Below are 23,109 nucleotides of genomic sequence, written 5' to 3'. Positions count from 1 at the left end.
CGGGGTGTGGCGGGGGTGTGGCGGGGCCGGGGGCCGGCCCCGCCACGGTTCGTCGGGTGGTCGCCGTACGGCGTGTCCGGTCAGGTGACAGTCAGATGTTCGAGCCCGTCCGCCAGGCCCAGCAACTCCTCTCGTGCGCCTTCGTCGGCCACACTCGACACGGCCCTGCGGAAGCGGTCGAGGGAACGCCCGGCCTGGGCCGGGCGGCCCGCGTCCGCGTGGTGCTCGCCCAGGTCCAGGTGCGGGGTCAGTCGCCGGGCCTCGGAGAAGGTCAGTCCGCCCTCCTCCTCCAGCTCCTCGACCCGGTCGCGGGCCTCGTCGAAGGTGATCGGCTCCACCTCGTCCTCCAGGTCGGTGACCTGCACGTCGCGGAACCACACCAGGTCGTCGTCACCGTGGTTCTGGAGGCCGACGCGCCCGGACGACAGGTCCCGGGCCGGGTCGGTGCTCTCGAACTCGTTGACCAGCTCGCCGTTGATCCGGACCCGGATCACCGGGTCGTCGACCTCGATCTCCATCGTGTTCCACTCACCCACGACCTCCGGGTGGGAGTCCGCGGCCTGGAAGCCGTACACGGCCCCGGTCCGGGTGAGCGGATCGCCCTCCGGAGCCCCGTACGGGTCGATCTGGACCTCGTAGCCCTCGTCGACCGCCCTCCAGGGGTCGTCGCCGGGGTCGGGGAAACCGACGAAGACACCGGAGTTGTCGGTCTCCCCGTGGGTGAGGTAGTCCAGCTTCAACCGGTGGGAGCCGAGCTCGTCCTCGTGCCAGAGCAGGCCCATCCCGCCCTCGGTCTGCAGGACGCACCCGTCGCCGCCGTCGACGACCTCGAAGCCGCCCGGACCGGCCATGTTCCAGCCGTCCAGGGACTGCCCGTCCCACAGGGCGCGGTAGCCCTCGTCCGGGGCCGCCGGGGCGCACTCGACGGGGTCGGGCACCTCGCTGACCGTGACGGTATGGGTGGCGGAGACTCCGGTCCGGCCCTCGCCGTCGGTGGCGCGGGCGCTGACCGAGTACTCGCCCTCGGCGGCGTCGGCCCAGGTGGCCTCGTAGGGGCTCCCGGTCACCGTGGCGACCGGTTCGCCGTCCACGAGGAACTCCACCTCCTCGATCCCGGCGCCGCCGTGGTCGATGACCTCGGCCGTGAGCGGGATGTCCTCGCCCACCTCGTGGGCCGCGCCGTCCTCCGGGCTGGTCAGCTCGGTCTCGGGCCCGTCCTGGTGCCCGTCGTCGCCGTCGGCGTTCACCTCGAAGTAGTTGAGGTTGAACAGGCCGTCGGTGACGCCCGGGTCGTCCCCGGTGAACACCAGGTACAGCTCGATCGTCTCGCCCGGGTCGGTGACCTCCATGGTCACGTCGGTCCACTCCTGCCAGCCGCCGGTGACCGGGACGTCGACCGTGCCGAGCAGTTCGCCGTCCGGGGAGTCGGCGCGGGCCTCGACGGCACCGCCGAACCCCTCCGAGGCCACCCGGAAGTCGATCGTGTCGACCCCGTTCAGGTGCACCGGCGTGTAGGAGACCCAGTCACCGTGTCCGATCCAGGCGACGTTGCGCAGCCCGCCCCGGGGGTCCTCCGATGCCTCGGTCTGGATGCCCCGGCTGTCGGAGAAGTACTGCGCCTGCATCCGCGACGGGTTGAGGGTGACCCCGTCGCTGCCGCTCAGCGGGGGTGTGTCGGACCCGCCCCGGTCGGTGTACTCGGCCTGGAGCACCCAGAAGATGTCCATGTCGGCGCCGTGGCCGCCGTCGCTGGCGGGGGTGCTCACACCCTCGCAACCCTCGTGCTGCGTCCAGGGGTGGGAGTGCTGGTCGTGTCCGAGCGAGGAGGTGACCTGCACGTCCTCGCAGTCGATCCCGTCTCCGACCGTGCCGTCCTCGGCGTCCTGCACGGACACCCCGAACGGGATCTCCTCGCCCCAGTCGAAGAACTCCCCGTCCCGAGGGGTCCGGAAGGACACCTCGGGTGCGGAGTTGCCGACGGTGACGGTCACCGTGGCGGTGCCGGTGCGCCCCTCCTCGTCGGTCACGGTCAGGGTGACGGTGTACCGGCCGTCCTCGGTGAAGGTGTGCGTCGGCGAGGACCCGGTCGAGGTCCCGCCGTCACCGAAGGACCAGGCGTGGTCGATGCTCTGGCCACCGGGGTGGAAGGAGTCCTCACCGGAGAACTCCACGGTCAGCGGCGCCGGACCGGAGGTGGTGCTGGTGCCGATCCTGGCCACCGGGCTGTCCCCGGAGCCGGTGTAGTCGATACGGGAGATGGCCGAGTCCTCGGACCCGCCGAACCAGCCCGAACCGTACTCCAGCACGTACAGGGCGCCGTCCGGGCCGAACTCCATGTCCATGGGGTTGGCCAGGTCGATGTCCGGCACGGTTTCGGTGATGTCCAGGACACCGCCGTCGTCGTCCAGGTGCACCTGCTTGATCCACTGCCGGCTCCACTCGTACAGCAGCGGGACGCCGTCGTAGTACTCGGGCCACTTGACGTCCGACTCCAGTCCGGGGTCGAAGTGGTAGGCGGGTCCGCCCATCGGGGCGCCGCCGCCGGTGCCCAGGTGCGGGAACTCCTCGGACTCCCCGTAGTCGTACCAGATCGCGGCGGGCGTGACCGGCGGAAGCTCCTCCAGCCCCGTGTTGCGCGGGGAGTCGTTGACCGGTGCCTCGCAGTCGAACGGCTCTCCGGACGTTCCGGAACCGAAGTCGTAGTCGACGTAGGCGGAGTTGTCGCCGATGCAGTACGGCCAGCCGATGTTGGCCGGCCCGGTGATGTGGTGCCACGTCACCGTGTTCTGCGGTCCGCGCTCGGGGTCGGCCTCCGGGGCATCCGGGCCGTAGTCGGCCAGGTAGACGCTGTTGTCCGTCTTGTCGACGGAGAACCGGAACGGGTTGCGCAGACCCATCGCGAGGATCTCGGGCCGGGTCAGGTCACCGTCGGAGGACTCCGGCGGGAACAGGTTGCCCTCGGGGATGTCGTAGCTGCCGTCATCGTTCACCGAGATCCGCAGCAGCTTGCCGCGCAGGTCGTTGGTGTTGGCCGAACCGCGCTGGGCGTCGAAGGCCGGGTTGCGGGTCTCGCGCTCGTCGTGCGGGCTGAACCCGTCCGAGCCGAACGCGCTGGTGTCGTCACCGGTGGCCAGGAGGAGGTTGCCGTCACCGTCGAAGTCGATGTCCCCGCCCACGTGGCAGCACATGCCGCGGGTGGTCCCGACCTCCAGGATCACCTGTTCGCTGTCCAGGTCCAGGGTGGGGGTGTCCCCGTCGGTGAACTGGAAGCGGGACAGGTTGTTGTGCCCCTCGTAGGGTTCGAAGTCCTCCGGGTTCCCGTCGGAGGGGGCCTCCCCGGGCGGGATCCCGTCCAGGACGGGCGCGTAGTACAGGTACACCCATCCGTTCTCCTCGAAGTCCGGGTCGAGCGCGATGCCCTGGAGCCCGTCCTCGTCGTGGTCGTAGACCGGGACCTCGGCGACGGTGTCGGCGGTGTAGGTCTCCGGGGACCACAGGGACACCCGGCCGTCTCGCGAGGTGTGCATGACCCTGCCGTCGGGCAGGACGGCCATGCCCATGGGTTCGCCGACGTCCTCCTCGCCCTCGGCGAGGGTGACCTTCTCGAAGTGGTCCCACCGGGTGGCGCCGCAGTCGCCCTCGGCCCGTCCGGCGGCCCAGCGCAGGCCCCCGAGCAGGTGCTCGGTGAACTCCGCCTCTGAGTAGGACTCGGCGGTGTGGCCGCCGCCGGTGTACCAGGACCGGCCGCCGTCGTGGACCTGGCACCAGGCGATCGGGTGGTCGAAGCCCATCTGTCCGCCCGGGTCGACCTCCTCCTCGTAGGAGGACTCGTTCAGCCCCGCCAGGACGTGTACGTCACCGCGCGGGCTGACGTCGAAGTCGTACCACTCGTCGCGCCGCTCCCAACTGGCCGGGAGCATCTCGGTGGAGGGGTGGGCCCGGTCGTTGACCATGACCTCGGCGTCCTGGGTGCCGGGCGGGTGGCTGGCGAAGTACGCCCCGACCAGGTCGCCGTACCACTCCCAGCCGTAGTGGGTGTCGGACGCGGAGTGGACGCCGACGTACCCGCCGCCGCCCTGGACATAGCCCTCGAAGGCGGCCTGCTGCTCCTCGTCCAGCACGTCGCCGGTGGTGGAGAGCCAGACGACCGCGTCGAAGCGGGCCAGGTCCTGCGGGTTGAAGACCTCGGCGTCCTCGGTGTGCTCGGTCTCGAAGCCGTGCTCCTCGGCGAGGGCCTCGTAGAGAGCCACGCCGTAGGGGATGGAGTCGTGTCGGAAGCCGGTGGTCTTGGAGAAGATCAGGGCGGTGAACGGGTCCTGCCCGTCCTCGTCCGCCTGTGCCGGGACCGACGTCAGCCCGAGGGCCAACGCGATGCTCGCCGTGACGGCGCCCAGCGCTCGGAGGGGTCTTTTGATCACGGGAAACCTCACCTGGGGGTGGGGGGTCGATGAGTCCGTGCGGCGTGCCGGCGCCGACGGCAGGGACGGCAGATCGCGTTCGCGTGGACGACCGGGGGCGGTCGTGCAGCGGGCGCGAACCGTCGGAGAGTTCCTGCTATCGCGTTCGGGAAGCGGGGAGTGGCCGCCTCATCGGTGTGATCAGTGCACGGCGGCTCCTTCCGTCGGGGGCAGGGAACGCAGGTGGGCCAGGCCGTCGACCGCGATCGCGTCCTGGGAGGCGGCCAGGGGCCGCCACACGGACGCGGCCGTGGCGATGCTGGCATTGTCGGCCGTGAACGACTCGATGACCAGGGGGCCCGAGTAACCGGTCCGGTCCAGTGCGGTCACGATCCGTGACCAGTCCAGGTGGTCGGCCCCGGGGGCGCCCCGGTCGTTCGCGCAGACCTGGACGTGGTGGATCTTTTCGCCGGCCCGCTCGATCGCGGCCGCCACGTCACGCTCCTCGATGTTCATGTGGTAGAGGTCCAGCGCCAGCCCGCAGTGCCGGGCGGGCAGGTCAGCCAGCGCCTCCAGGGCCTGGTCGACCGTGTTGAGCACGCTGGTCTCGTACCGGTTCAGCGGTTCCACGGCCACCCGGACCCCCGCGGCCGCGGCGTGCTCGACCACGGGGGCGAGCGCCTCGGTGAGTTCCGCGCGCAGCCCCGCCCGCTCGGACGTGGACATCCGCCAGGTGCGTCCGACCGAGGCGTAGGCCGGGCCCGCCACGACGGTGGAACCGACCGTCGCCGCGGCGTCCACGACCCGCCTCAGGTAGTCCTGGGTCGCCGTCCGGGTGGCCGGGTCGGTCGCGACCAGCTCCCGCCCCGGCCCCATCACCAGCACGACGCCGGCGTCCAGGCCCAGACCGTCCAACAGCGTCCGGGCACGCCGGGGGTCCCAGTCACCGGTGTTCTCCACCGGTAGTTCGAGCACGTCGAACCCCCACCCCGCGACACGGGGCGCGATCCGTTCCAGCGCCTGGTCGGTGAGCGGTGACGTCCACACCCAGGTGTTGACCCCCAGCGCGCGCATCTACCGGTCCACCCAGGCCTCGGGGAAGCCCGGCAGGTCCTCGCCGCCGAACTTGGCGTAGTGCAGTGAGGGCATGGCGGAGTTACGCTCCAGGTAGTCGTCGAGCTCGTCCTCGCGGATCGGCTCCTGCGGCAGCACCCACTCGGCCGGGACCTCCTCGCCCGCCAGGATCATGCCCGCCGCGATGACCGGGGTCCGCCACTGGAAGTTGGAGTACACCGGGGCGATCGCCGTCAGGTCCTCCTCGTCCCACTTGCGCATGAAGCTCAGCTCGTCCTCGCCGGAGATCACCGGGTAGGGCCGGCCGGCGTCCTCGAAGGCCTCCAGGCCCGCGACCGCGCCGTCGCCCGCGTCCATCCAGATGCCGTCCACGTCGCCGCGCTGGAGGTGCTGGGAGACCAGGTCCTTGATCTGGGCCCCGTCGCCCTCGGTGAACTCGAAGCCGAGGACCTCCAGTTCGCTCTCGCCGAAGACCTGCTGGGCGGCGGCCCAACGGTGTTCGAGCACGTCCACGCCGGGCAGGATGCGCAGCGCCAGCACCGTCGAACCCGGGTCCAGGTTCTCGACCAGGAAGTCGGCGGCGTCGGCACCGTAGGCGTAGCCGCCGATCGGGTGGATGAACGTGACCATGCAGTCGGAGTTCACGCCGCGGTCGAAGACGATGACCGGGACGCCGCTCTCACAGGCGGTCTCGACCGCGGGGGTCAGGGTCGCGGTGGTGGACGGCGAGATGATGATCGCGTCGCAGTCCCCGGCGTCCACGAACGCCTGGATGTCGGAGATCTGCTGGTTGTCGTCGTCGGCCGCGTCCGAGGAGCGGAAGTCGCCGATCCGACCCTCCTCGACGAGCTCCTCCACCTGCTGCTCCATGGTGATGAAGCCGGTCACCCGCCAGGGGTTGGACACCGAGGCGTTGGAGAAGCAGACGGTGGCGTCCTCGGGGTTGTCGATCGCGAACTCGGAGGTGTCGATCCACTCGGGTTCGATCGCCTGCATCCAGGGCTCGTCCTCGGGGCCCTCCGGGGTGATGTCGCGCTGGGCGAGCTGGGTGTCGAACTCGGCCTGGTCGAACCACTCGGCGTCCGGCGTCAGCGAGCCCTCCTGTCCGCCGTCCGCGGCGCCGGGGGCGCCCTCGGGATCGTCGGTCGTACAGGCCGTGAGTACCAGGGTGAGGCTGGCGGCGCCAGCCAGGAGTACGCGTGGCACGCGCATGGGGGGTTACCTCCTGGGAGAGTCGAGCGGTTGCTCGGTCGGGTGGTCCGGTCGCCGTCTCAGGCGCTCCGGCAGTCGTAGGTCGCCGCGGCGCGAGGCGTAGGCCACGGCCGCGATGATGATGAGCCCCTGTGCCGTCGGCTGGATGGTCGACGGCAGGTACAGCTGGTTGAACAGGGTGAAGAGCGCCTCGACGGTGAGGGCGCCGAGCACGGCGGCCACCACGGTTCCGCGGCCTCCGCCCAACACCACGCCGCCGAGGACGACGGCCGTGATGGCGGTGAACTCCAGGCCCTCACCGACCTGGGCGGTGACCCCCGCGAAGCCGCCGATGAGGATGGCGGCGACGGTGGCAGCCAGGGAGGAGCCGACGAAGGCCAGGGTGCGCACCCGCCACACCCGGACCCCGGAGAAGGCGGCGGCGGTGTCGTTGTCACCGGTCGCCATGAGCGTGCGCCCGTAGGGCGAGCGCATCAGCAGCACCGCTCCGGCGGTGATGACCGCTGCGATGACCAGCGCCCAGGGGATCTGGCCGAGCACCGGGACGCCCTCGACGCCGTGCCGGCCGAACACGCGGAAGCCCTCCGACAGGGCCCCGGTGGGCGCGCCTCCGGTCCAGTGCCGCACGGCGCCGAAGAGGATCAGCATCGTGCCGAGGGTGGTGATGATCGACGGGACCCTCAACAACGTGGTGACCAGGCCGTTGACCAGGCCGACCAGCAGGCCGAAGAGCAGCATCACCCCGATCACCGGGAACGTCAGCGCCTCCTCGCCGTCGATGAGGCGGGCGGCGATCACGACCTGGGCGCCCACCAGGGAGCCGACCGAGAGGTCGAACTCCCCGGAGACGATCACCAGGTACTGGCCGATCGCGAGGATGACCAGCGGGGCCACCTTCTTCGCGAAGGCCATCAGAGGCGGCCCCTCGAAGAACGACGGGTTCTGGGTGGCGATGACCGCGAAGATCAGCACCAACAGCACCGTCACCGTTCCGGTCCCGCTCCGCAGCAGGGAGAGCACGGAACCGGGTCGGCGGGGGGCCGGGCCGGCGGCCGGGACGTGCTCCGGGGGCCGGGAGGGTGTGGGGGTGGGGGGTGTCATCTCTTTCCTCCCTGGGCCAGCGGTTCCGGCGAGGGCGGTGGATCCGGCGGACCGGCGGCCGGGGGCGGTGGGCCGCCCGAGGGGAAACGGACCCGGACGGCGGTTCGGGAGAGCTGGCTCCGGGCGTAGAGGGCCACGGCGGCGATCACGATCGTGCCGCGCAGCACGTCCTTGACGAACGGGTCGATGCCCAGGGTGTTGAACACCGTGTCCAGCGTCGCGAGGATGAACACGCCGGCGACCGTCCCGGCGACGCCGCCGCGGCCGCCGAGCAGATAGGTGCCGCCGAGCACCACCGCCGCGATGGCCTCCAGCTCGTAGCCGTTGTTGTAGACCAGCGTGTTGCCGGTGCCGAAACGGGAGGCCAGGAGCAGACCGGCCACCCCCGCCATCACCGAGCACAGCACGTGCGCGGTGATCACGGGCAGTTCCGGCCGGACCCCGGACAGGCGGGCGACCTCGGCGTCACCGCCCACGGCGTACATGTGGAAGCCCATCCGGGTGCGCCGCAGGTACAGCACGGCCAGCACCGCCAGGACCAGCATGACCAGGGTGGACACCGGGAACACCCCGATCCGGGAGAGCCCGAACGTCTGGAACGCGGCCGGGATCGACCCGGTCGGTCCCTGGAACTGCGTGTCCAGGTATCCCTTGATGACCAGGCCCGTTCCCAGGGTGGCGATGAAGGGGTTGACCCGCAGTCTGGTGATGACCAGCCCGTTGGCCAGGCCGATCAGCGCGGCCAGGCCCAGGGTGGCGCCGACGCCGAGGAGGATCCGGGAGGGGTCCCCGGCCATGGTCAGTCCCGCGACCACCGTGGACAGGGCCGCGACGTAGCCGACCGACAGGTCCAGGGAGCGGCACAGGATGACCAGGGTCATCCCGATGGCGAGGAAGCCCAGCAGGCTGCTCCGGGTGAACAGGTCCACCGTGTTGGCCGCGGTGAGGAGGCTGGCGCCCCGGGCGGCCACGAACACCGCACTGACCAGCAGGACGCCCGCCAGGGCGAGGTACACCAGTCCGGTGGTGCCCAGCCGGGAGCTCAGGTCCCGGGCGGCGGTGAGGACTCGGGTCACGGGGCCGCCTCCTCGTGCCGGTGCGGCCCGGCGGAGCCCCCGCGTGCGCTCTCGTGCGCGCCGTCGGGGGGAGCGCCGGTGGCCAGGGCCATCACGGCCTCCTCGCCGGAACCGCCGGGGAGCTCTCCCGCCACCCGGCCGTCCCCGAGCACGACCAGGCGGTCCGCCATACCGATCAGCTCGGGGAGTTCGGAGCTGATCAGCAGGATCGCCACCCCGCTCGCGGCGAGTTCGCGGATCAGGGTGTAGACGGCCTGTTTCGCACCGACGTCGATCCCGCGGGTGGGTTCGTCGAGCACCATCACCCCGGGGTCGGTGGCCAGCCACTTGGCCAGGACGACCTTCTGCTGGTTGCCGCCGGAGAGGTAGCGCACCTCCTGGTGGTGGCCGCCCCGGGCGACCAGTTCCAGCGCGGAGAGGATTCCGGGGATCCGCCGGGCGCGCCGGCCGGAGCCGAAGGGCCCGGCGGCGTCCAGGACGAGGCGGCTGTTGGCCAGGATCGACTGGTTCAGTGACAACCCCTGGGCCTTGCGGTCCTCGGTGACCAGGGCCAGGCCCGATCGGACCGCCTGCCGGGGCGAACGCGGGTCGGCCCGCCGCCCGTCCACGCTGACCTCGCCCCGGGTGAAGCGGTCGATCCCGAAGAGCGCGTGTGCGATCTCGGTCCGGCCGCTGCCCTGGAGCCCGGCCAGGCCGACGATCTCACCGCCGCGCACCTCCAGGTCGATCCCGTCCAGTTGGGCGTTGCCGCCGCCGCGGACGGAGAGGCGGACCTCGCCCACGTGTTCGCCGCGGGGTTCGAGGCGTTCGGGGAAGACGGCGGAGACGGGGCGCCCCACCATCTTGCGGACCAGGTCGGCCGGGCTGGTCCCGGCGGCCGGACCGGTGTCCACCAGGTGGCCGTCCTTGAGGACGGTGATGGTGTCCGCCAGGTCGAAGATCTCCCTGAGGCGGTGGGAGACGTAGAGGACGCCCACCCCGCGTTCGCGCAGGCGCCCGATGATCCGGTAGAGCACCTCGACCTCGTGGTCGGCCAGCGCGGCCGTGGGTTCGTCCATGGAGATGACGCGGGCGTCGTGGGAGAGCGCCTTGACGATCTCCACCACCTGCTGTTCGGCCACGGACAACGATCGGACCTTCGACCGCGGTTCGATGCCCTCCAGGCCGAGGTCGTCCAGGAGCCGGACGGTGGCCCGTTCCATGGCGCCCTCGTCCACGAGTCCCCGGCGTCGGGGCTCCCGGCCGAGGAACACGTTCTGCGCGACGGTGCGTTCGGGGAGGAGGTTGAACTCCTGGAAGACCGTGGCCACGCCGGCGCGCTGCGCCTGCACGGGATGCTCGAAGGAGACCTCCCGGCCGGCGAGCTCGATCCGCCCGCTGTCGGCGCGGTGTACCCCGGCGAGCACCTTCATCAGCGTGGACTTGCCCGCGCCGTTCTCCCCGACCAGGGCGTGCAGCTCCCCGGCGCGGAGTTCGAGGTCGACCCCGTGCAGGACCCGGACACCCAGGAAGGACTTGCTGACGCCGGTCATCCTGAGCAGGGGGTGGGTGCTCATGCCCCGCCCACCTCCGGGGTCTCGGCCGCCGGAACGTCGACCCATCGGCGTTCCCGGGCCGAGGCCAGGACGGACTCGGCGAGGACGGCGGTCCGCAGGCCGTCGGCGAAGACCGGTAGGCCCTCGGGCGCGCTACCCGCGATGGCCGCCGCGGTGTCCGCGACCAGGGAGTTGAAGCAGTCCTGGTAGCCCTGGGGGTGGCCGACGGGCAGGCGGGACAGCCGTGCGGCGTCGGGGCTGAGCGCGGGATCGTCGCGGGAGATGGTTCCGGTGCGGCCGCGCCCGCCCGCCCACAGGGTCTCGGGCTGTTCCTGGTCGAAGCGCAGGGAGCCCTCCGTGCCGGAGACCTCCAGCACGAGCTGGTTCTTGCGTCCGGGGGAGACCTGGCTGATCACGGCGCTGCCGACGGTTCCGCCCGCGGTGGTGAACTGGAAGGTCACCAGGTCCTCGGTGGTGACCGAGCGCCCGCCGTCCTCCCCGCGGGTGTCGGCGATGCGGGAGGTCTGGGCGCTGACGGCGGTGATGCGGTCGCCGGTGACGAACTCGAGCATGTCGCACCAGTGGGAGCCGATGTCGCCGAAGGCGCGGGTGGGGCCGCCGACCGTCGGGTCGACCCGCCAGTTGTCCTCCTCCGGGTAGAGGAGCCAGTCCTGGAGGTAGCCGCCGTGGGCGAGGCTGACCCGGCCGATCGAGCCCGCGGCGACCCTGGCCCGGGCCTCCCGGACCATGGGGTGGAAGCGGTAGACGAAGGGGACCACGGCGACCCGGTCGGCCTCGCGCGCGGCTCTGGTGAGCTCCCGCGCGGTCCCGGCGTCGGTGGCCAGCGGTTTCTCGCAGACGACGTGCTTGCCGGCGGAGAGGGCGGCCAGACTCAGGGGGGCGTGCAGGTGGTTGGGGGTGCACACGTGCACCACGTCCACGTCGGGACTGCGGACGAGTTCGAGGGCGTCTGCGTGGGCTCGGGCGATGCCGTTGGCGGCTCGGAACATCTCGGCTTTTTCGGGGGAGGACCCGGCCACTCCGACGACCTCGCCCCCGCTGGCGCGGACGGCGTGGGAGTGGACCCGACCCATGAAGCCGGTTCCGATCACCGCGGCCCGGTAGGCCCCGGGGGTGGCCGGTCCGGAGGCTGAGGCCTCATCCGGACTTGTGACCTTCTTCACTGACATGACCGAGACGTTACGTCCGACTTATGTCGAGCGTCAAGCATAAGTTGCCGGATGTGGACAAAATAGCTGGAGTGGGATCGATCAATAGATCCTGTGCTTCACTGGTTCCATGACGGAAGACGCGCTGACGGCCTCGGGGGCCCCGGGGGCGACATCCCTGCGGAACCCGAGCGCCACCACCGCCGCGCCAGGTGCCGGAACCCTGCTCCGGCTACTCCGCGACGGCCGCCCACGAACCCGCTCCGAACTGGCCTCCGTCACCGGGCTGGCCCGCTCCACGGTGACCCAGCGCGTGGACGCGCTCCTGGCCAGCGGCCTGATCGGTCCGGCGGGCGAGGCCGTCTCGACCGGTGGGCGACCGCCCACGACCTTCTCCTTCCGCCCCGACGCCCGGGTCGTCCTCGCCGCCGACCTCGGCGCCACCCACGCCCGGATGGCCCTCACCGACATGTCGGGGACGGTGCTCGCCGAGGACCGCGCCGACATCGACATCGCGCTGGGGCCCGAACCCGTCCTGGACTGGGTGGTCGACCACGGCCGGACCCTGCTGGAGTCCGCGGGCCGCGGTACCGACGACCTCCTCGGCTTCGGAGTGGGCCTGCCCGGCCCGGTCCAGCACTCCACGGGGCGCGCGGTCAACCCGCCGATCATGCCCGGCTGGGACCACTTCGACGTCGCCGGTTACGTCAACAGCCGGATCGCCCGGCCCGTGCTGGTGGACAACGACGTCAACATCATGGCGATCGGTGAGCACCACGCCACCTGGCCCGACGCCAGTCACCTGCTGTTCGTCAAGGTCGCCACCGGCATCGGCTGCGGGATCGTCAGCGAGGGACGCGTCTACCGCGGCGCCCAGGGGGCGGCCGGGGACATGGGGCACATCCACGTCCCCAGCGGCGACGACCGGCCCTGCCGCTGCGGCAACACCGGCTGCCTGGAGGCCGTGGCCAGCGGCCACGCCCTCGCCGAGGCGCTCACCGCCGAGGGGATCCCCGCCTCGGGGGCCCGCGACGTGGTGGAGCTGTCCCGCAACGGCTCCGTGCCCGCGCTGCGCGCCCTGCGCCAGGCCGGCCGGGACATCGGTGAGGTACTGGCCGCCTCGGTGAACATGTTCAACCCCTCGGTGATCGTCATCGGCGGCGCGCTCGCCCTGGCCGGGGACCACCTGCTCGCCGGGGTAAGGGAGATCATCTACCAGCGGTCGCTGCCGTTGGCCACGGAGAACCTGAGCATCGTCTCCTCCCGGGCCGGTGAGAGCGCGGGTGTGATCGGGGCCGCCGTCATGGTGATCGAGCACTGTCTGAGCCCCGAGCACGCCGAAACCCTGGTCATGGGCGGCTGACCCCCAGCCCGCAGAACACGGTCCCGGCGCGGACCCGTTCTGTCGGTACCGCGCGGCAGGATGTCCGGATGGACCACGCAACCCTCGTCGACGTCTGGCGCCGACTCCTCTCCGACCCCCGCAAGTCCTGGGTGCTGTTCGAGCACGGGACCTGCGTCGTGCTCACCGACCCCGGGACTGACCTCGCGGAGCAGGCGAGTGAGCTGCTGCGGGAGCACGGCCCCGCGCACCCGGGCGGCCCCGCCGGTGACTTCGGGGTGATTCACCCCGACGACGCCGACGGCTGGGTCGTCACCGGGGACCACCCGGACGTGCTCACCTACGTCGCCCCCGCCGAGGTGGACGACACCTCCGACTTCGCGATCGGGATGACCGGGCGGTCGCAGCGCCACCGGGACGGCACCGACCCCGTCGTCGTCCACGTGGAGGACCGGCGCGAAGCCCCGGAGGGGTAGGACGCGGCGCCCCGTCCGTCCTGGGCCGGTCCCGGACGGACGGCTCAGCGGCGGAGGGGCCGCCGGGCGGGCTGCAGGTGCCGCATCAGGGCCTGAAAGCGTTCCCAGCCGTCCGGCTCCACCCCGTCCCCGATCCGGTACCAGACGACCGGTGTCAGGGGCGGGCCGAACGGTACCCCGCGCACCGGAGCCGCCAGAGCGTTCTCCCGGCCCACCGCGGTCACGCCCTCCGCGCCCACGGCCAGACCCACCGGGACGGGCACGCCCGCCCAGCGCGGCGGGTGGAGCAGGTCCGCGCGACCGAACGCGCGCCGCACGGTCATGGAGCGCAGCCCGTCCCGGTCGGACAGCTCACGCACGAGCGGTCGCAGCGCGTCCAGGTCAGGTTCCTCGTCGTCCCGGTGGCCCGCCGTGAACTGGACGTGTTCGCGGATCCCCGCCTCCGTACGCGAGACCCGGAGCCTTCCGGCGAAGGGACGGGTGCCCTCCTCGGCGGAGCCCTCGGGCCGACCGCCGAAGACCAGTGTGGTTTCGCCCGGTGCCCGGTTGCGTGCCAGGGCGGTGACCTCCACCGTGTCCCACTCGCGGGTCAGCGGCTCGGAGACGCCCCACACCGACGGCAGCGCCCCGCCCAACCGCTCGGCCAGCAGTTCCACGGCCCCGCCCAGTTCCAGGTCGTCGCCGGCCGGATGGTCCACCTGGAGGCTCACGTGCAGCTGGGTGCCGCTCACGTGTTCCTCCCCGGCCCGGAAGTCCCGGTGCGGGCCGTCCTCGGTCCGTGCCCGCGGGTCCGGGACGTACCCCACCCCGTCCTGCCAGGTCATCGGCAGGCCGTTGAACCCGTTGTAGTGGTGCCCGTCCGCGGTACGTACCACCCACACGGCGTTCGGGTTTCCCAGGAGCGAGCGCATCGCGTGCGTGAGCATGCTCGTGGCGGGGGTGAGCAGTTGGAGGCCGAGCCCCGCACGCCCGTACCGGGCCAGGGCGTCCACCGTCCAGCTCGACAGGGACACCACCGGCCGGTCCTGCACCAGCACGGCGTTCCTCTCGGTCACCGCGCTCACCGCGGGGTGATCGGTGCCGCCGAGCAGGTGGTCCTCCCGGAAGAGCCGTGCCGGCGGTTCCCACACCTTCCCGCCGTGCCTCCCGGCCAGGTGATGCGCGAACCTTCGCGCCGTACCGGCGGTGTCGGTGTCCGCCAGCGCGGCACCCCGGGCCTCCACCCACAGCGGCTGGGCGGGGAGGTCGTCGCCGACCCCCTCCGCCAACAGGCGGTCGGCCTCGGCCGACACCGCGAGCCGCTGCGCGGACTGCACGGCGAGCACGAGCCGTCCGTAGCCGTCGCGCAGCTGCACCACGGTTCCCTCGGCGACCAGCCGGACACGCAGGTCGGGATCGGCTGCCGCCAGCGCCTCCAGGAGTGAGCGGCGGCTGGGGCTCTCGGCCAGCAGGGCGATCACGTCACGGCTCAAGGGGGTTCCTCGGGGGTGCGAAGAGAGGGTTCTCGGGTGACTCCCACGCTAGCGCGCACGGAATCCGCCGGACGGACGGGCGGCTTGCCCGGCCCGGGTACACGAAGGGGGCGGGCCCCTTCCGGGCCCCGCCCCCTGGCGTACGGTTCGTACGTCGTCTCGCGGTCAGTCGTCACGGATGCCGTGGCGGGCACGCTCCTCCTCCGCCTTCTGGCGCTCCGCGCGGTAGCGGGCGGCGTCGTACTCGGCGTCCTCCTCCAGCGCGCGGTAGCGCTCGGGGTCGTACTCCCGCTGGTTCACGTCGGGAAGGACGCCCTCGTGTCGCAGCGCGGGTCCCGGCCGGCGGTCGGACGAGGCCGGCACCCGGCTGATGATCGCGGTCCTTCCGACCCCGCGCAGCAGCGAGGCGATCGCGACACCGCACACCAGGTTGATCAGACCCGTGGCGATCTGACTGGAGATCTCGGCGCCCTGGGTGAAGGGCGTGACGGCCGCGATGGCCGTGGCCAGACCGACGATCCAGCCGAAGAACGAGATCGCCCGGGGCGCGGACAGCAGCAGCAGGTGCAGCAGCGCGGTCGCCAGGAGCGCGACCACGCCCGCCAGGAGCGCGTAGCCGACCGTTCCGGCGTCCCCCAGGTACCCGGCCTCCTCCGGGGCCAGCACCGGGATCCCGAAGATCCCCCTGACCACCAGTGTTCCGGCGAAGATGACCAGTGCGGCGACAACCGCGGTGGCCAGACCGCCGGACCAGAGCCGGGTCACGTTGACGGCTCGTTCACTTCCGTTTTCGTTCATACCGATATCCCCAAATAGGGCTCGAACTCGGTCGTAGCCCACATACCCGCAGCTCCGCAGCGGTAATCCACGCGTGGAACACTGTGGACATGGCTCCTTTCGCGCATGCTCGCGTCGACCTCGACGCGATCACCTCCAACGCCCGGCTGCTCCGTGAGCGGGCCGGGGGAACACCGCTCATGGGAGTGGTCAAGGCCGACGGTTACGGCCACGGAATGCTGCCCGCCGCGCGCGCCCTCGTCGCCGGCGGTGCCACGTGGCTGGGGACCGCGTTCATCAAGGAGGGGCTGGAGCTGCGCAGGGCGGGCGTCACCGTGCCCGTGCTGTCCTGGATCATCCCCCCGGGAGAGCCGGTGGGCGAGGCGATCGAGGCCGGGATCGACCTCGGTGTCAGCCACCGGGTCGTCCTGGACGAGGTGGTCACCGAGGCGCGACGGCTGGGCCGGGTCGCCCGGGTCCAGCTCAAGGCCGACACCGGCCTGCACCGCGGCGGGGTCGACCGGGCCGACTGGGAGTCGGTGGTCGGTGCCGCCGCGCGCGCGGAGGAGGAGGGGCTGTTGAAGGTCAGCGGGGTGTGGTCGCACTTCGCCTGCGCGGACGAGCCCGGCCACCCCTCGATCCGGGCGCAGCTGGACGTGTTCCACGAGGCGCTGGAGGTCGCGGATAAGGCGGGGCTGACCCCCGAGGTCCGGCACATCGCCAACTCGGCCGCGCTGTTGACCCTGCCCGAAGCCCGGTTCGATCTGGTCCGCGGTGGTATCGCGAGTTACGGACTGTGTCCGATTCCCGATTATGACGTGCCCGGATTGCGTCCCGCGATGACCCTCGAAGCCAAGGTCGCACTGACCAAACGGGCACCCGAGGGCAGCGGTGTCTCCTACGGCCACCGGTACTTCACCCGGGGTGAGGCCACGCTGGCCCTGGTGCCGCTGGGCTACGCCGACGGGGTGCCCAGGGCCGCCACGAACAGGGGTCCCGTCCTGCTGGGCGGCCGTCGCCGCACCATCGCGGGAACAGTCTGCATGGACCAGTTCGTTGTCGATGTGGGAGACGACCCGGTGGAGGCGGGCGAGTACGCGGTACTGTTCGGCGATCCGAGCGAGTGCCCGGCCGTTCCCACCGCCGAGGAGTGGGCCGAGATCCTGGACACCATCCCGTACGAGATCGTCACCCGGGTCGGCGTGCGGGTGCCCCGCGAGTACACCGGCGGGGTCTGACGCTCTGCCCGATATCGGTCACGAACCTCCTCCACCCCGCCTAACCTGGGTGAAAGAGGTAACTTCGGCGCGCTCGGCCGCCGCCCGGACCACCCACCCGAACGAGCCTGCGAGAGCCATGACAGACACCACAGCCACCACCACAGGCGCGCCCCGCGTCCACGCGGTCACCGCCGCCACGGACGAGGAGATGCGCGTTCTGGGCCGTGACCTCGCCGCCCTCGCCCGCCCCGGAGACCTGCTCATCCTCTCCGGACCCCTGGGCGCGGGCAAGACCACCTTCACCCAGGGTCTCGGACAGGGCCTGGGCGTGCGCGGCTCGGTCACCTCGCCCACCTTCATCATCTCCCGGATCCACCCCTCCCTGACCGGCGGTCCCGCCCTCGTGCACGTGGACGCCTACCGGCTCGGCGGACCCGCGGAGATCGACGACATCGACCTGGACATGACCCTCCCCGAGTCGGTCACCGTCGTCGAATGGGGTGAGGGCGTGGCCGAGGGCCTGGCCGACGACCGGCTGGAGATCCGGATCGAACGCCACCCCGACGACACCCGTACCGTCCACCTGCGCCCGGTCGGCGCCCGGTGGGCCGACATCGACCTGCCCGGCACCGTCGCCGGGCGCGGATAGGCGGACAAACCAGTGCTGCTCCTGGCCTTCGACACCGCCACACCGGCGGTCACCGCAGCCATCGGCGAGACCGACCCCGACGGCGCCTTCACCCTGCGCGCCGCCGCGAGTTCGGTGGACGCGCGCCGCCACGGCGAACTCCTCACACCCACCATCCAGGGCCTGCTCGCCGAGTCGGGCCTGACCCTGGCGGACCTCGACCACATCGCGGTCGGCACCGGCCCCGGCCCCTACACGGGGCTGCGGGTCGGCCTGGCCACCGGCCACGCCCTCGCCGACGCCCTGGGCGTCCCCTGCCACGGGGTCACCACCCTGGACGCGCTGGCCTTCGCCACCAGGCGCACCGAACCCTTCCTGGGCGTGACCGACGCCCGCCGCAAGGAGGTGTTCTGGGCCCGCTACGAGGACCACCTCACCCGGACGGGCGAGGTCCGCGTCGACCGGCCCGCCGAGATCGACACCCAGGGCCTGCCGCTGGTCGGCGACGGCGCCCGGATGTACGCCGAGGCACTGGGGGCCGAGGCGAACGAGCCGCTGCTCCCGGACGCCGCCGCCATGGCCGAACTGGCCCTGCTCCGCCTGCACCGCGGCCAGAGCCTGCCCGAACCCAATCCCCTCTACCTGCGCCGCCCCGACGCGGTCGAGCCCGGCGCCCCGAAGAAGGTCCGACAGTGGGTGAAGTGACCGAGCGGGCGCACCTGCGCCGGATGACCACCGACGACGTCCCGGCCGTCATGGCCCTGGAACGAGCCCTGTTCCCGCTCGACGCCTGGAGCGAGGGCATGCTCCGCGAGGAGCTCGCCGAGACCGCCACCCGTCACTACCTGGTGGCCGAGTCCGGGGAGCCCGGGGACGCCGCCGTCGTCGGTTACGCGGGGCTGCGGTTCGTCCCGCCCGAGGGCGACGTGCAGACCATGGCCGTCGCCGAGTCGGCGTGGGGGAGGGGGATCGGCCGGGCGCTGCTCACCGATCTCCTCGCCGCGGCCGGCGAGCGCGGCGTCACCCACATGTTCCTGGAGGTGCGCTCGGACAACCCGCGCGCCCAGGATCTGTACACACGCTTCGGCTTCGAGGCGATCGGCGTACGCCGGGGCTACTACAAGGGTGCGGACGCGATCGTCATGCGGCGCGTCACGGAGAAGGGGACCGATGAGTGAGCCGTTGATCCTGGGGATCGAGACGTCCTGCGACGAGACCGGCGTGGCGCTGGTCCGGGGCTGTGAGCTGCTCGGTGACTCGGTGGCTTCCAGCGTCGAACAGCACGTCCGCTTCGGCGGGGTCGTGCCCGAGGTGGCCAGCCGCGCGCACCTGGAGGCCATGACGCCGACCGTGCGCCGTGCCCTGGACAGCGCCGGAGTGGAGCTGTCCGACGTCGACGCCGTCGCCGTCACGGCCGGCCCCGGCCTGGCCGGGGCGCTCCTGGTGGGGGTCTCCGCGGCCAAGGCCTACTCGATGGCCCTCGGCAAGCCGCTGTACGGGGTCAACCACCTGGTGGGGCACGTCGCCGTCGACCAGTTGGAGCACGGACCGCTGCCCAAACCCGCGATCGCCCTGCTCGTCTCCGGCGGTCACACCTCGCTGCTGCTGGTCAACGACCTGGCCACCGACGTGGTCTCGCTCGGCGACACCGTCGACGACGCCGCCGGTGAGGCCTACGACAAGGTGGCGCGGCTGCTGGAACTGCCCTATCCGGGCGGTCCGCCCATCGACCAGGCGGCGCAGCGCGGCAACCCCAAGACGATGCGCTTCCCGCGCGGCAAGTGGGGCGACGGCACCTACGACTTCTCCTTCTCCGGGCTGAAGACGGCCGTGGCCCGCCACGTGGAGGACACCGACCGCAGGGGCGAACCCCTGGTGGTGGCCGACATCGCCGCCGCCTTCCAGGAGTCGGTGGTGGACGTACTCACCCGCAAGGCCGTCGACGCCTGCGTGGAGCACGGGGTGAGCACCCTGGTGATCAGTGGCGGCGTGGCGGCCAACTCGGCCCTGCGGGCTCTGGCTCAGCAGCGCTGCACCGAGGCCGGGATCGAACTGCGCGTCCCGCGCCCCCGCCTGTGCACGGACAACGGCGCGATGATCGCGGCCCTGGGCGCCGAGGTCGTGGCGGCGGGCCTGCCGCCGTCCTCGCTCGACCTGGCCACGGACACCTCCCTGCCGGTGGGTTCCCCGCTGGCCGTGTAGCCGGGCCAACGCTCCCGCTGAGCCCCGCCGACCGGCCGGTCGGCGGGGCTCAGCGGGTTCCGGTGAGGGGCAGGAAATCGTAGAGCCCCAGGCCGCGCAGGTCCATGGGGAGCGACGCCAATCCGGTGACGGCGAGTTCGGAGGTCATCTCCCCGGTGGCCGCGTCATAGGTCTGGAGGGTGGCCCTGTCCTCGTCCTCGAAGTTCCGGAAGAAGACGTACAGTTCTTCACCTGACCACGAGGTGTGTACCTCGTCGGACGCCGACGCTTCGGGATCGGTGGTGAAGTGGGCGGAGGCTTCGCCGGTCGCGGTGTCGAAGCGGTACGCCTGCCCGGTGCCGTCCACGAGGTACAGGGTGTCGTCGATCAGGTGCGTTCTGCGGCTTCCGTAGTACCAGGCGGCTTCGGCGCTGGGCAGGTCGGCCTTGTCCGCTGGAGGGGCGTCGCCGTCGTCATGGGTGTAGTAGTCGTCGTAGTAGGTGGCGACGGGGTGGTGTTCCACCGATCCGTCGGAGAGGTCCACGTCGGTCAGGCGCAGGCCCACCTCCCGCTCGTCCACTCCTTCGGCCCGCCGTGAGTACTCCGGTTGATACAGGTGACCGCCGTTGACCGTGAGTCCCCCCTGCGGCAGATCCTCCTCATGGATGGTCCATTCCACGACGGACCCGTAGGTGAGTTCGGCGCCCAGTTGCGCGGCGTAGAGGGTGACGGTCAGCTCTTCCTCCTCCCATGAGTCGGGGACCCCGGTGAGGTAGAGGGTGCCGTCCGGACCTGCCCCGGTCTGCCAGATCTCGGAGTCCACGCTGCCGGTGCGCAGGGTGTCGCCGTCGTACCAGTTGACCGAGGAGGTGTAGCCGTCTCCCGCGTCCCCGGTGTTGAAGACGGTGTACAGGGTCCCGTCCGGGAGCGTTCCGCCCATGACGGCCCCGTACTCCTCGTTGCCGCGATCGAATCGTGTGGCTCCGGGACCGACGATCGTGCTGGTGGCGACCTCGTGGAACAGCAGGTCGGTTCCGTTGTAGGCCATGGCTTCGTACTGCATGCCCTCGGTCGTCACGGACTCGGTTCTGCCGTCTTCGTCGACGAAGACGACGTAGCCCTTGGTCATCGCGTTCCAGAAGCCGCTGGAGTAGTACAGGACGGCGACCTTGTCTTCCAGGTAGTCCGTGCGGTCCAGGTCGGGCCCGGCGCAACCGGTCAGGGCAAGAACCAGCGCCCCGCAGCACAGGAGGGACAGGGGTACGTGCGGTGGGTGCTCGCTCGGCAAGGAGTGCTCCGGGTTCGGGATGACGGGAGTTGGCGGGACGCCTGGAGGAGGGCGCCCCGCAGGGGGGCTTGTCGGGTGCGGTCAGACCTTGATGGTTTTGTAGGTCACCGTGTGGCTGGAGTCCCGCATGTCACGCGGGTAGACCCCGGCCCCCTTGTTGGCGTCGACGTCCAATTTGGCCTTGAGCAGATAGGCGCTCCACACGAGCTTGGAGCAGTTCTTGGCCCCGTAGTGCCCGGTCTTGCGGTTGGTGGCGAAGTTGGCCGAGTACTTGTCCTTGCCGACCCGGCTGTTCGCCCAGTTCGCCGCCGAGTTCCGCTTCGTCTGCGTGGTCTTGACGTATTGCATGACCGCGTTGTTGTAGACGAGGCGGCGGTTACGGTGGTTCTTCTGCACCGGCGTTCCGGGGATCGACTCCACGATGTTGTCCTTCGTGTGGAAGATGCCGACATGCCCGGTCTTGATCGTGTTCGGCGTGTAGAAGACGTCGCCCTTGCGTTTTGCAGCGCTGAGTTTGTGAGCGCCCTTACCGACCGACATCGTGCCCATCTCGCCCTCGGACGGACCGGTCTCCTCGGCCTCCTCCTCGGCGAGTGCCTCCTGGTGGCGGAGTTCGGAGAGGACGACCTGTGAGGCGGCCTCCTCGGTGAGCCCGTCGGAGGCGGCGTAGTCGGCGACCGCCTCGGCCATCTCCTCCGGTGAGACCCCCGGCTGGAGTTCGACGATCTCGGCCAGGTTCTGTTCCGACACGGTGGCGACGTCAGCCCAGGCCACGGAGGAACCGGTGCCCACGAGGACGAGGGCCGGCCCAGCGGCGAGGAGTGTTCTCTTCAATTTTTTGTCTCGCGATCTCTTGGAGCGAGCGGGGAGTCTTCAGGGGCTGCGGGCGGGGGACGTCCCCCGTGCCCCTCGGTGCGGTGCGCTCGGAGATTATGGCGATTTTCGTGGATCACCAAGGGCGGTTCCGTGGTCGGACGCCTGTCTCCCGGTGGGCCGGGGCCCTGACCATCATCGGAACGGAACGGTTCTGTTTCGCGGTGGCCGAAGCAGGCCACCGGCGGTGCCCCGCAGGGCATCGGGGAAAGGGCACCCGGGACTGGAACGCGGCTCGGTCTCCGTGGTTGGGTACGGGTATGTTCGCCATCACCGCAGCACGCATCTCGTTCGACGACCCCCTCTCCGGGCTGGAGGCCGGTGAGCGGCCCGACCCCGAACCCCGCGAGGGGTGGACCACGGTCCGTGTCAAGGCTGCTTCGCTCAACCACCACGACCTGTGGAGCCTGCGCGGGGTCGCGCTGGGCGAGGACCGGCTCCCGATGGTCCTGGGCGGCGACGCCGCCGGGATCGACGAGGACGGCAACGAGGTGATCGTGCACAGCGTGATCACCGAACCCGCGGCCCCCGGACGGTCGCCACGGTTCTCCCTGCTCTCCGAGGTCCACGACGGCACCCTCGCCGAGAAGGTGCTGGTCCCCAGGGAGAACCTCCTCCCCAAGCCCCCGGAGCTGTCCTTCGAGGAGGCCGCCTGCCTGCCGACGGCCTGGCTGACCGCCTACAGCATGCTCTTCGGCAAGGCCGACCTGCGCCCGGGGTCCACCGTCCTGGTGCAGGGAGCCGGGGGAGGGGTCTCGGCGGCGCTGATCACCCTGGCCTCCCGGGTGGGGCACCGGGTGTACGTCACCAGCCGCAGCGAGGCCAAGCGGGCCGGCGCCCTGGAACTGGGCGCGTACGCGGCTCTCCCCTCCGGTGAGCGGCTGCCCGAACGGGTGGACGTGGTCTTCGACTCGGTCGGACAGGCCACCTGGAAGCACTCGATCCGCTCGCTCAAGCCGGGCGGTGCCGTCGTCACCTGCGGCGCGACCAGTGGCGACGCTCCTCCGGCCGAGCTCACCCGGGTGTTCTTCCTCCAGCTCCGGGTGCTGGGCTCCACCATGGGCACCAGGGAGGAGCTGGTGGCGCTGACCGAGATGTGCGTGCGCACCGGGATCCGCCCCCGGATCGACCGGATCCTGCCGTTGAAGGACGCACGGGAGGGCTTTCGCGCGATGGCCGACGGGGAGCTGTTCGGCAAGGTCGTCCTGACCCCCTGACCCGCGCCCGGACGGACGGAGGGGCCCGGAGTGTTCGCTGCTCCGGGCCCCTCCTCAGCCTGACGGGACGG

General features: G+C 71.4%; 19 protein-coding genes. 8 read left to right on the top strand and 11 right to left on the bottom strand.

Features of this window, described 5'->3' with window-relative positions; all coding sequences use genetic code 11:
• Window positions 1-80: 80 nt before the first annotated feature.
• The 7 genes from ACUKCB_RS17605 to ACUKCB_RS17575 all read right to left on the bottom strand — a co-directional run bounded on the left by ACUKCB_RS17605 (window position 81) and on the right by ACUKCB_RS17575 (window position 11,579).
• Entirely contained in the window at window positions 81-4,418 is a 4,338-nt protein-coding gene (locus ACUKCB_RS17605) for a ThuA domain-containing protein (RefSeq protein ID WP_473036695.1), read from the bottom strand.
• Window positions 4,419-4,598: 180 nt separating this feature from the next.
• The gene (locus ACUKCB_RS17600) at window positions 4,599-5,471 is read right to left on the bottom strand and encodes a sugar phosphate isomerase/epimerase family protein (RefSeq protein WP_473036694.1); all 873 of its coding nucleotides are present in this window, start codon (window positions 5,469-5,471) and stop codon (window positions 4,599-4,601) included.
• The gene (locus tag ACUKCB_RS17595; RefSeq protein WP_473036693.1) at window positions 5,472-6,683 is read right to left on the bottom strand and encodes a substrate-binding domain-containing protein; all 1,212 of its coding nucleotides are present in this window, start codon (window positions 6,681-6,683) and stop codon (window positions 5,472-5,474) included. It lies immediately after the preceding gene.
• A 6-nt stretch (window positions 6,684-6,689) separates the two neighbouring features.
• Window positions 6,690-7,784, bottom strand: a complete 1,095-nt coding sequence (locus ACUKCB_RS17590) for an ABC transporter permease (protein ID WP_473036692.1) — start codon at window positions 7,782-7,784, stop codon at window positions 6,690-6,692.
• Window positions 7,781-8,860, bottom strand: a complete 1,080-nt coding sequence (locus ACUKCB_RS17585; RefSeq protein ID WP_473036691.1) for an ABC transporter permease — start codon at window positions 8,858-8,860, stop codon at window positions 7,781-7,783. Before ACUKCB_RS17585 ends, ACUKCB_RS17590 begins: the two co-directional genes overlap by 4 nt.
• Complete coding sequence (locus tag ACUKCB_RS17580; RefSeq protein ID WP_473036690.1) at window positions 8,857-10,416, bottom strand: sugar ABC transporter ATP-binding protein; 1,560 nt, start codon at window positions 10,414-10,416, stop codon at window positions 8,857-8,859. Before ACUKCB_RS17580 ends, ACUKCB_RS17585 begins: the two co-directional genes overlap by 4 nt.
• Window positions 10,413-11,579 carry a Gfo/Idh/MocA family protein gene (locus tag ACUKCB_RS17575; RefSeq protein WP_473041054.1) on the bottom strand — a complete coding sequence of 389 codons (1,167 nt, stop codon included), beginning with the start codon at window positions 11,577-11,579 and terminating at the stop codon, window positions 10,413-10,415. The genes ACUKCB_RS17580 and ACUKCB_RS17575 overlap by 4 nt, the downstream gene beginning before the upstream one ends.
• Before the next feature lie 115 nt (window positions 11,580-11,694).
• Between ACUKCB_RS17575 and ACUKCB_RS17570 the strand changes: the two genes are divergently transcribed.
• Both ACUKCB_RS17570 and ACUKCB_RS17565 read left to right on the top strand, forming a co-directional pair.
• Window positions 11,695-12,927, top strand: coding sequence for an ROK family transcriptional regulator (locus tag ACUKCB_RS17570; RefSeq protein ID WP_473036689.1), 1,233 nt, complete (start codon window positions 11,695-11,697; stop codon window positions 12,925-12,927).
• A 68-nt stretch (window positions 12,928-12,995) separates the two neighbouring features.
• Window positions 12,996-13,382, top strand: coding sequence for a hypothetical protein (locus ACUKCB_RS17565; RefSeq protein ID WP_473036688.1), 387 nt, complete (start codon window positions 12,996-12,998; stop codon window positions 13,380-13,382).
• 44 nt (window positions 13,383-13,426) lie between these two features.
• On the opposite strand, the gene ACUKCB_RS17560 is transcribed toward ACUKCB_RS17565, so the two are convergent.
• Together ACUKCB_RS17560 and ACUKCB_RS17555 are read right to left on the bottom strand one after the other, a co-directional pair.
• Window positions 13,427-14,854, bottom strand: coding sequence for a DUF6177 family protein (locus tag ACUKCB_RS17560; protein ID WP_473036687.1), 1,428 nt, complete (start codon window positions 14,852-14,854; stop codon window positions 13,427-13,429).
• A 165-nt stretch (window positions 14,855-15,019) separates the two neighbouring features.
• Complete coding sequence (locus tag ACUKCB_RS17555) at window positions 15,020-15,652, bottom strand: DUF6069 family protein (protein WP_473036686.1); 633 nt, start codon at window positions 15,650-15,652, stop codon at window positions 15,020-15,022.
• Window positions 15,653-15,741: 89 nt separating this feature from the next.
• Between ACUKCB_RS17555 and alr the strand changes: the two genes are divergently transcribed.
• The 5 genes from alr to tsaD all read left to right on the top strand — a co-directional run bounded on the left by alr (window position 15,742) and on the right by tsaD (window position 19,681).
• Window positions 15,742-16,869: an alanine racemase gene (gene alr, locus ACUKCB_RS17550; protein WP_473036685.1), complete on the top strand. Its 1,128-nt coding sequence runs from the start codon at window positions 15,742-15,744 to the stop codon at window positions 16,867-16,869.
• Between the two features lie 118 nt (window positions 16,870-16,987).
• Entirely contained in the window at window positions 16,988-17,500 is a 513-nt protein-coding gene (gene tsaE / locus ACUKCB_RS17545; RefSeq protein WP_473036684.1) for a tRNA (adenosine(37)-N6)-threonylcarbamoyltransferase complex ATPase subunit type 1 TsaE, read from the top strand.
• Window positions 17,501-17,512: 12 nt separating this feature from the next.
• Window positions 17,513-18,184: a tRNA (adenosine(37)-N6)-threonylcarbamoyltransferase complex dimerization subunit type 1 TsaB gene (gene tsaB / locus ACUKCB_RS17540; RefSeq protein ID WP_473036683.1), complete on the top strand. Its 672-nt coding sequence runs from the start codon at window positions 17,513-17,515 to the stop codon at window positions 18,182-18,184.
• 23 nt (window positions 18,185-18,207) lie between these two features.
• Window positions 18,208-18,657 carry a ribosomal protein S18-alanine N-acetyltransferase gene (gene rimI, locus ACUKCB_RS17535; RefSeq protein ID WP_473041053.1) on the top strand — a complete coding sequence of 150 codons (450 nt, stop codon included), beginning with the start codon at window positions 18,208-18,210 and terminating at the stop codon, window positions 18,655-18,657.
• Window positions 18,650-19,681 (top strand): tRNA (adenosine(37)-N6)-threonylcarbamoyltransferase complex transferase subunit TsaD, encoded by a 1,032-nt coding sequence (tsaD, locus tag ACUKCB_RS17530; RefSeq protein WP_473036682.1) that lies wholly within the window; start codon window positions 18,650-18,652, stop codon window positions 19,679-19,681. Before rimI ends, tsaD begins: the two co-directional genes overlap by 8 nt.
• 49 nt (window positions 19,682-19,730) lie before the next feature.
• Here tsaD and ACUKCB_RS17525 read toward each other — a convergent pair whose 3' ends face one another.
• The gene (locus ACUKCB_RS17525; protein ID WP_473036681.1) at window positions 19,731-20,948 is read right to left on the bottom strand and encodes a hypothetical protein; all 1,218 of its coding nucleotides are present in this window, start codon (window positions 20,946-20,948) and stop codon (window positions 19,731-19,733) included.
• Between the two features lie 81 nt (window positions 20,949-21,029).
• A complete protein-coding gene (locus ACUKCB_RS17520; protein ID WP_473036680.1) occupies window positions 21,030-21,782 on the bottom strand; it encodes a hypothetical protein in 753 nt (250 codons plus the stop codon).
• Window positions 21,783-22,081: 299 nt separating this feature from the next.
• Between ACUKCB_RS17520 and ACUKCB_RS17515 the strand changes: the two genes are divergently transcribed.
• Complete coding sequence (locus ACUKCB_RS17515) at window positions 22,082-23,038, top strand: zinc-binding dehydrogenase (protein WP_473036678.1); 957 nt, start codon at window positions 22,082-22,084, stop codon at window positions 23,036-23,038.
• Window positions 23,039-23,109: the final 71 nt, after the last annotated feature.

The organism is Nocardiopsis moroccensis (assembly GCF_055763695.1).
The sequence above is the reverse complement of the archived record's forward strand: the minus strand, read 5'-3'. Positions and strand labels throughout refer to the sequence as shown.

Bases quoted from the DNA above. Each gene is read 5' to 3' on its own strand.
- ACUKCB_RS17570 (WP_473036689.1), top strand. From the start codon at position 11,695: ATGACGGAAGACGCGCTGACGGCCTCGGGGGCCCCGGGGGCGACATCC.
- tsaE (WP_473036684.1), top strand. From the start codon at position 16,988: ATGACAGACACCACAGCCACCACCACAGGCGCGCCCCGCGTCCACGCG.
- alr (WP_473036685.1), top strand. From the start codon at position 15,742: ATGGCTCCTTTCGCGCATGCTCGCGTCGACCTCGACGCGATCACCTCC.
- ACUKCB_RS17600 (WP_473036694.1), bottom strand. From the start codon at position 5,471: ATGCGCGCGCTGGGGGTCAACACCTGGGTGTGGACGTCACCGCTCACC.
- tsaD (WP_473036682.1), top strand. From the start codon at position 18,650: ATGAGTGAGCCGTTGATCCTGGGGATCGAGACGTCCTGCGACGAGACC.
- ACUKCB_RS17565 (WP_473036688.1), top strand. From the start codon at position 12,996: ATGGACCACGCAACCCTCGTCGACGTCTGGCGCCGACTCCTCTCCGAC.
- ACUKCB_RS17555 (WP_473036686.1), bottom strand. From the start codon at position 15,652: ATGAACGAAAACGGAAGTGAACGAGCCGTCAACGTGACCCGGCTCTGG.
- ACUKCB_RS17580 (WP_473036690.1), bottom strand. From the start codon at position 10,416: ATGAGCACCCACCCCCTGCTCAGGATGACCGGCGTCAGCAAGTCCTTC.
- ACUKCB_RS17515 (WP_473036678.1), top strand. From the start codon at position 22,082: ATGTTCGCCATCACCGCAGCACGCATCTCGTTCGACGACCCCCTCTCC.
- ACUKCB_RS17595 (WP_473036693.1), bottom strand. From the start codon at position 6,683: ATGCGCGTGCCACGCGTACTCCTGGCTGGCGCCGCCAGCCTCACCCTG.
- ACUKCB_RS17590 (WP_473036692.1), bottom strand. From the start codon at position 7,784: ATGACACCCCCCACCCCCACACCCTCCCGGCCCCCGGAGCACGTCCCG.
- rimI (WP_473041053.1), top strand. From the start codon at position 18,208: ATGACCACCGACGACGTCCCGGCCGTCATGGCCCTGGAACGAGCCCTG.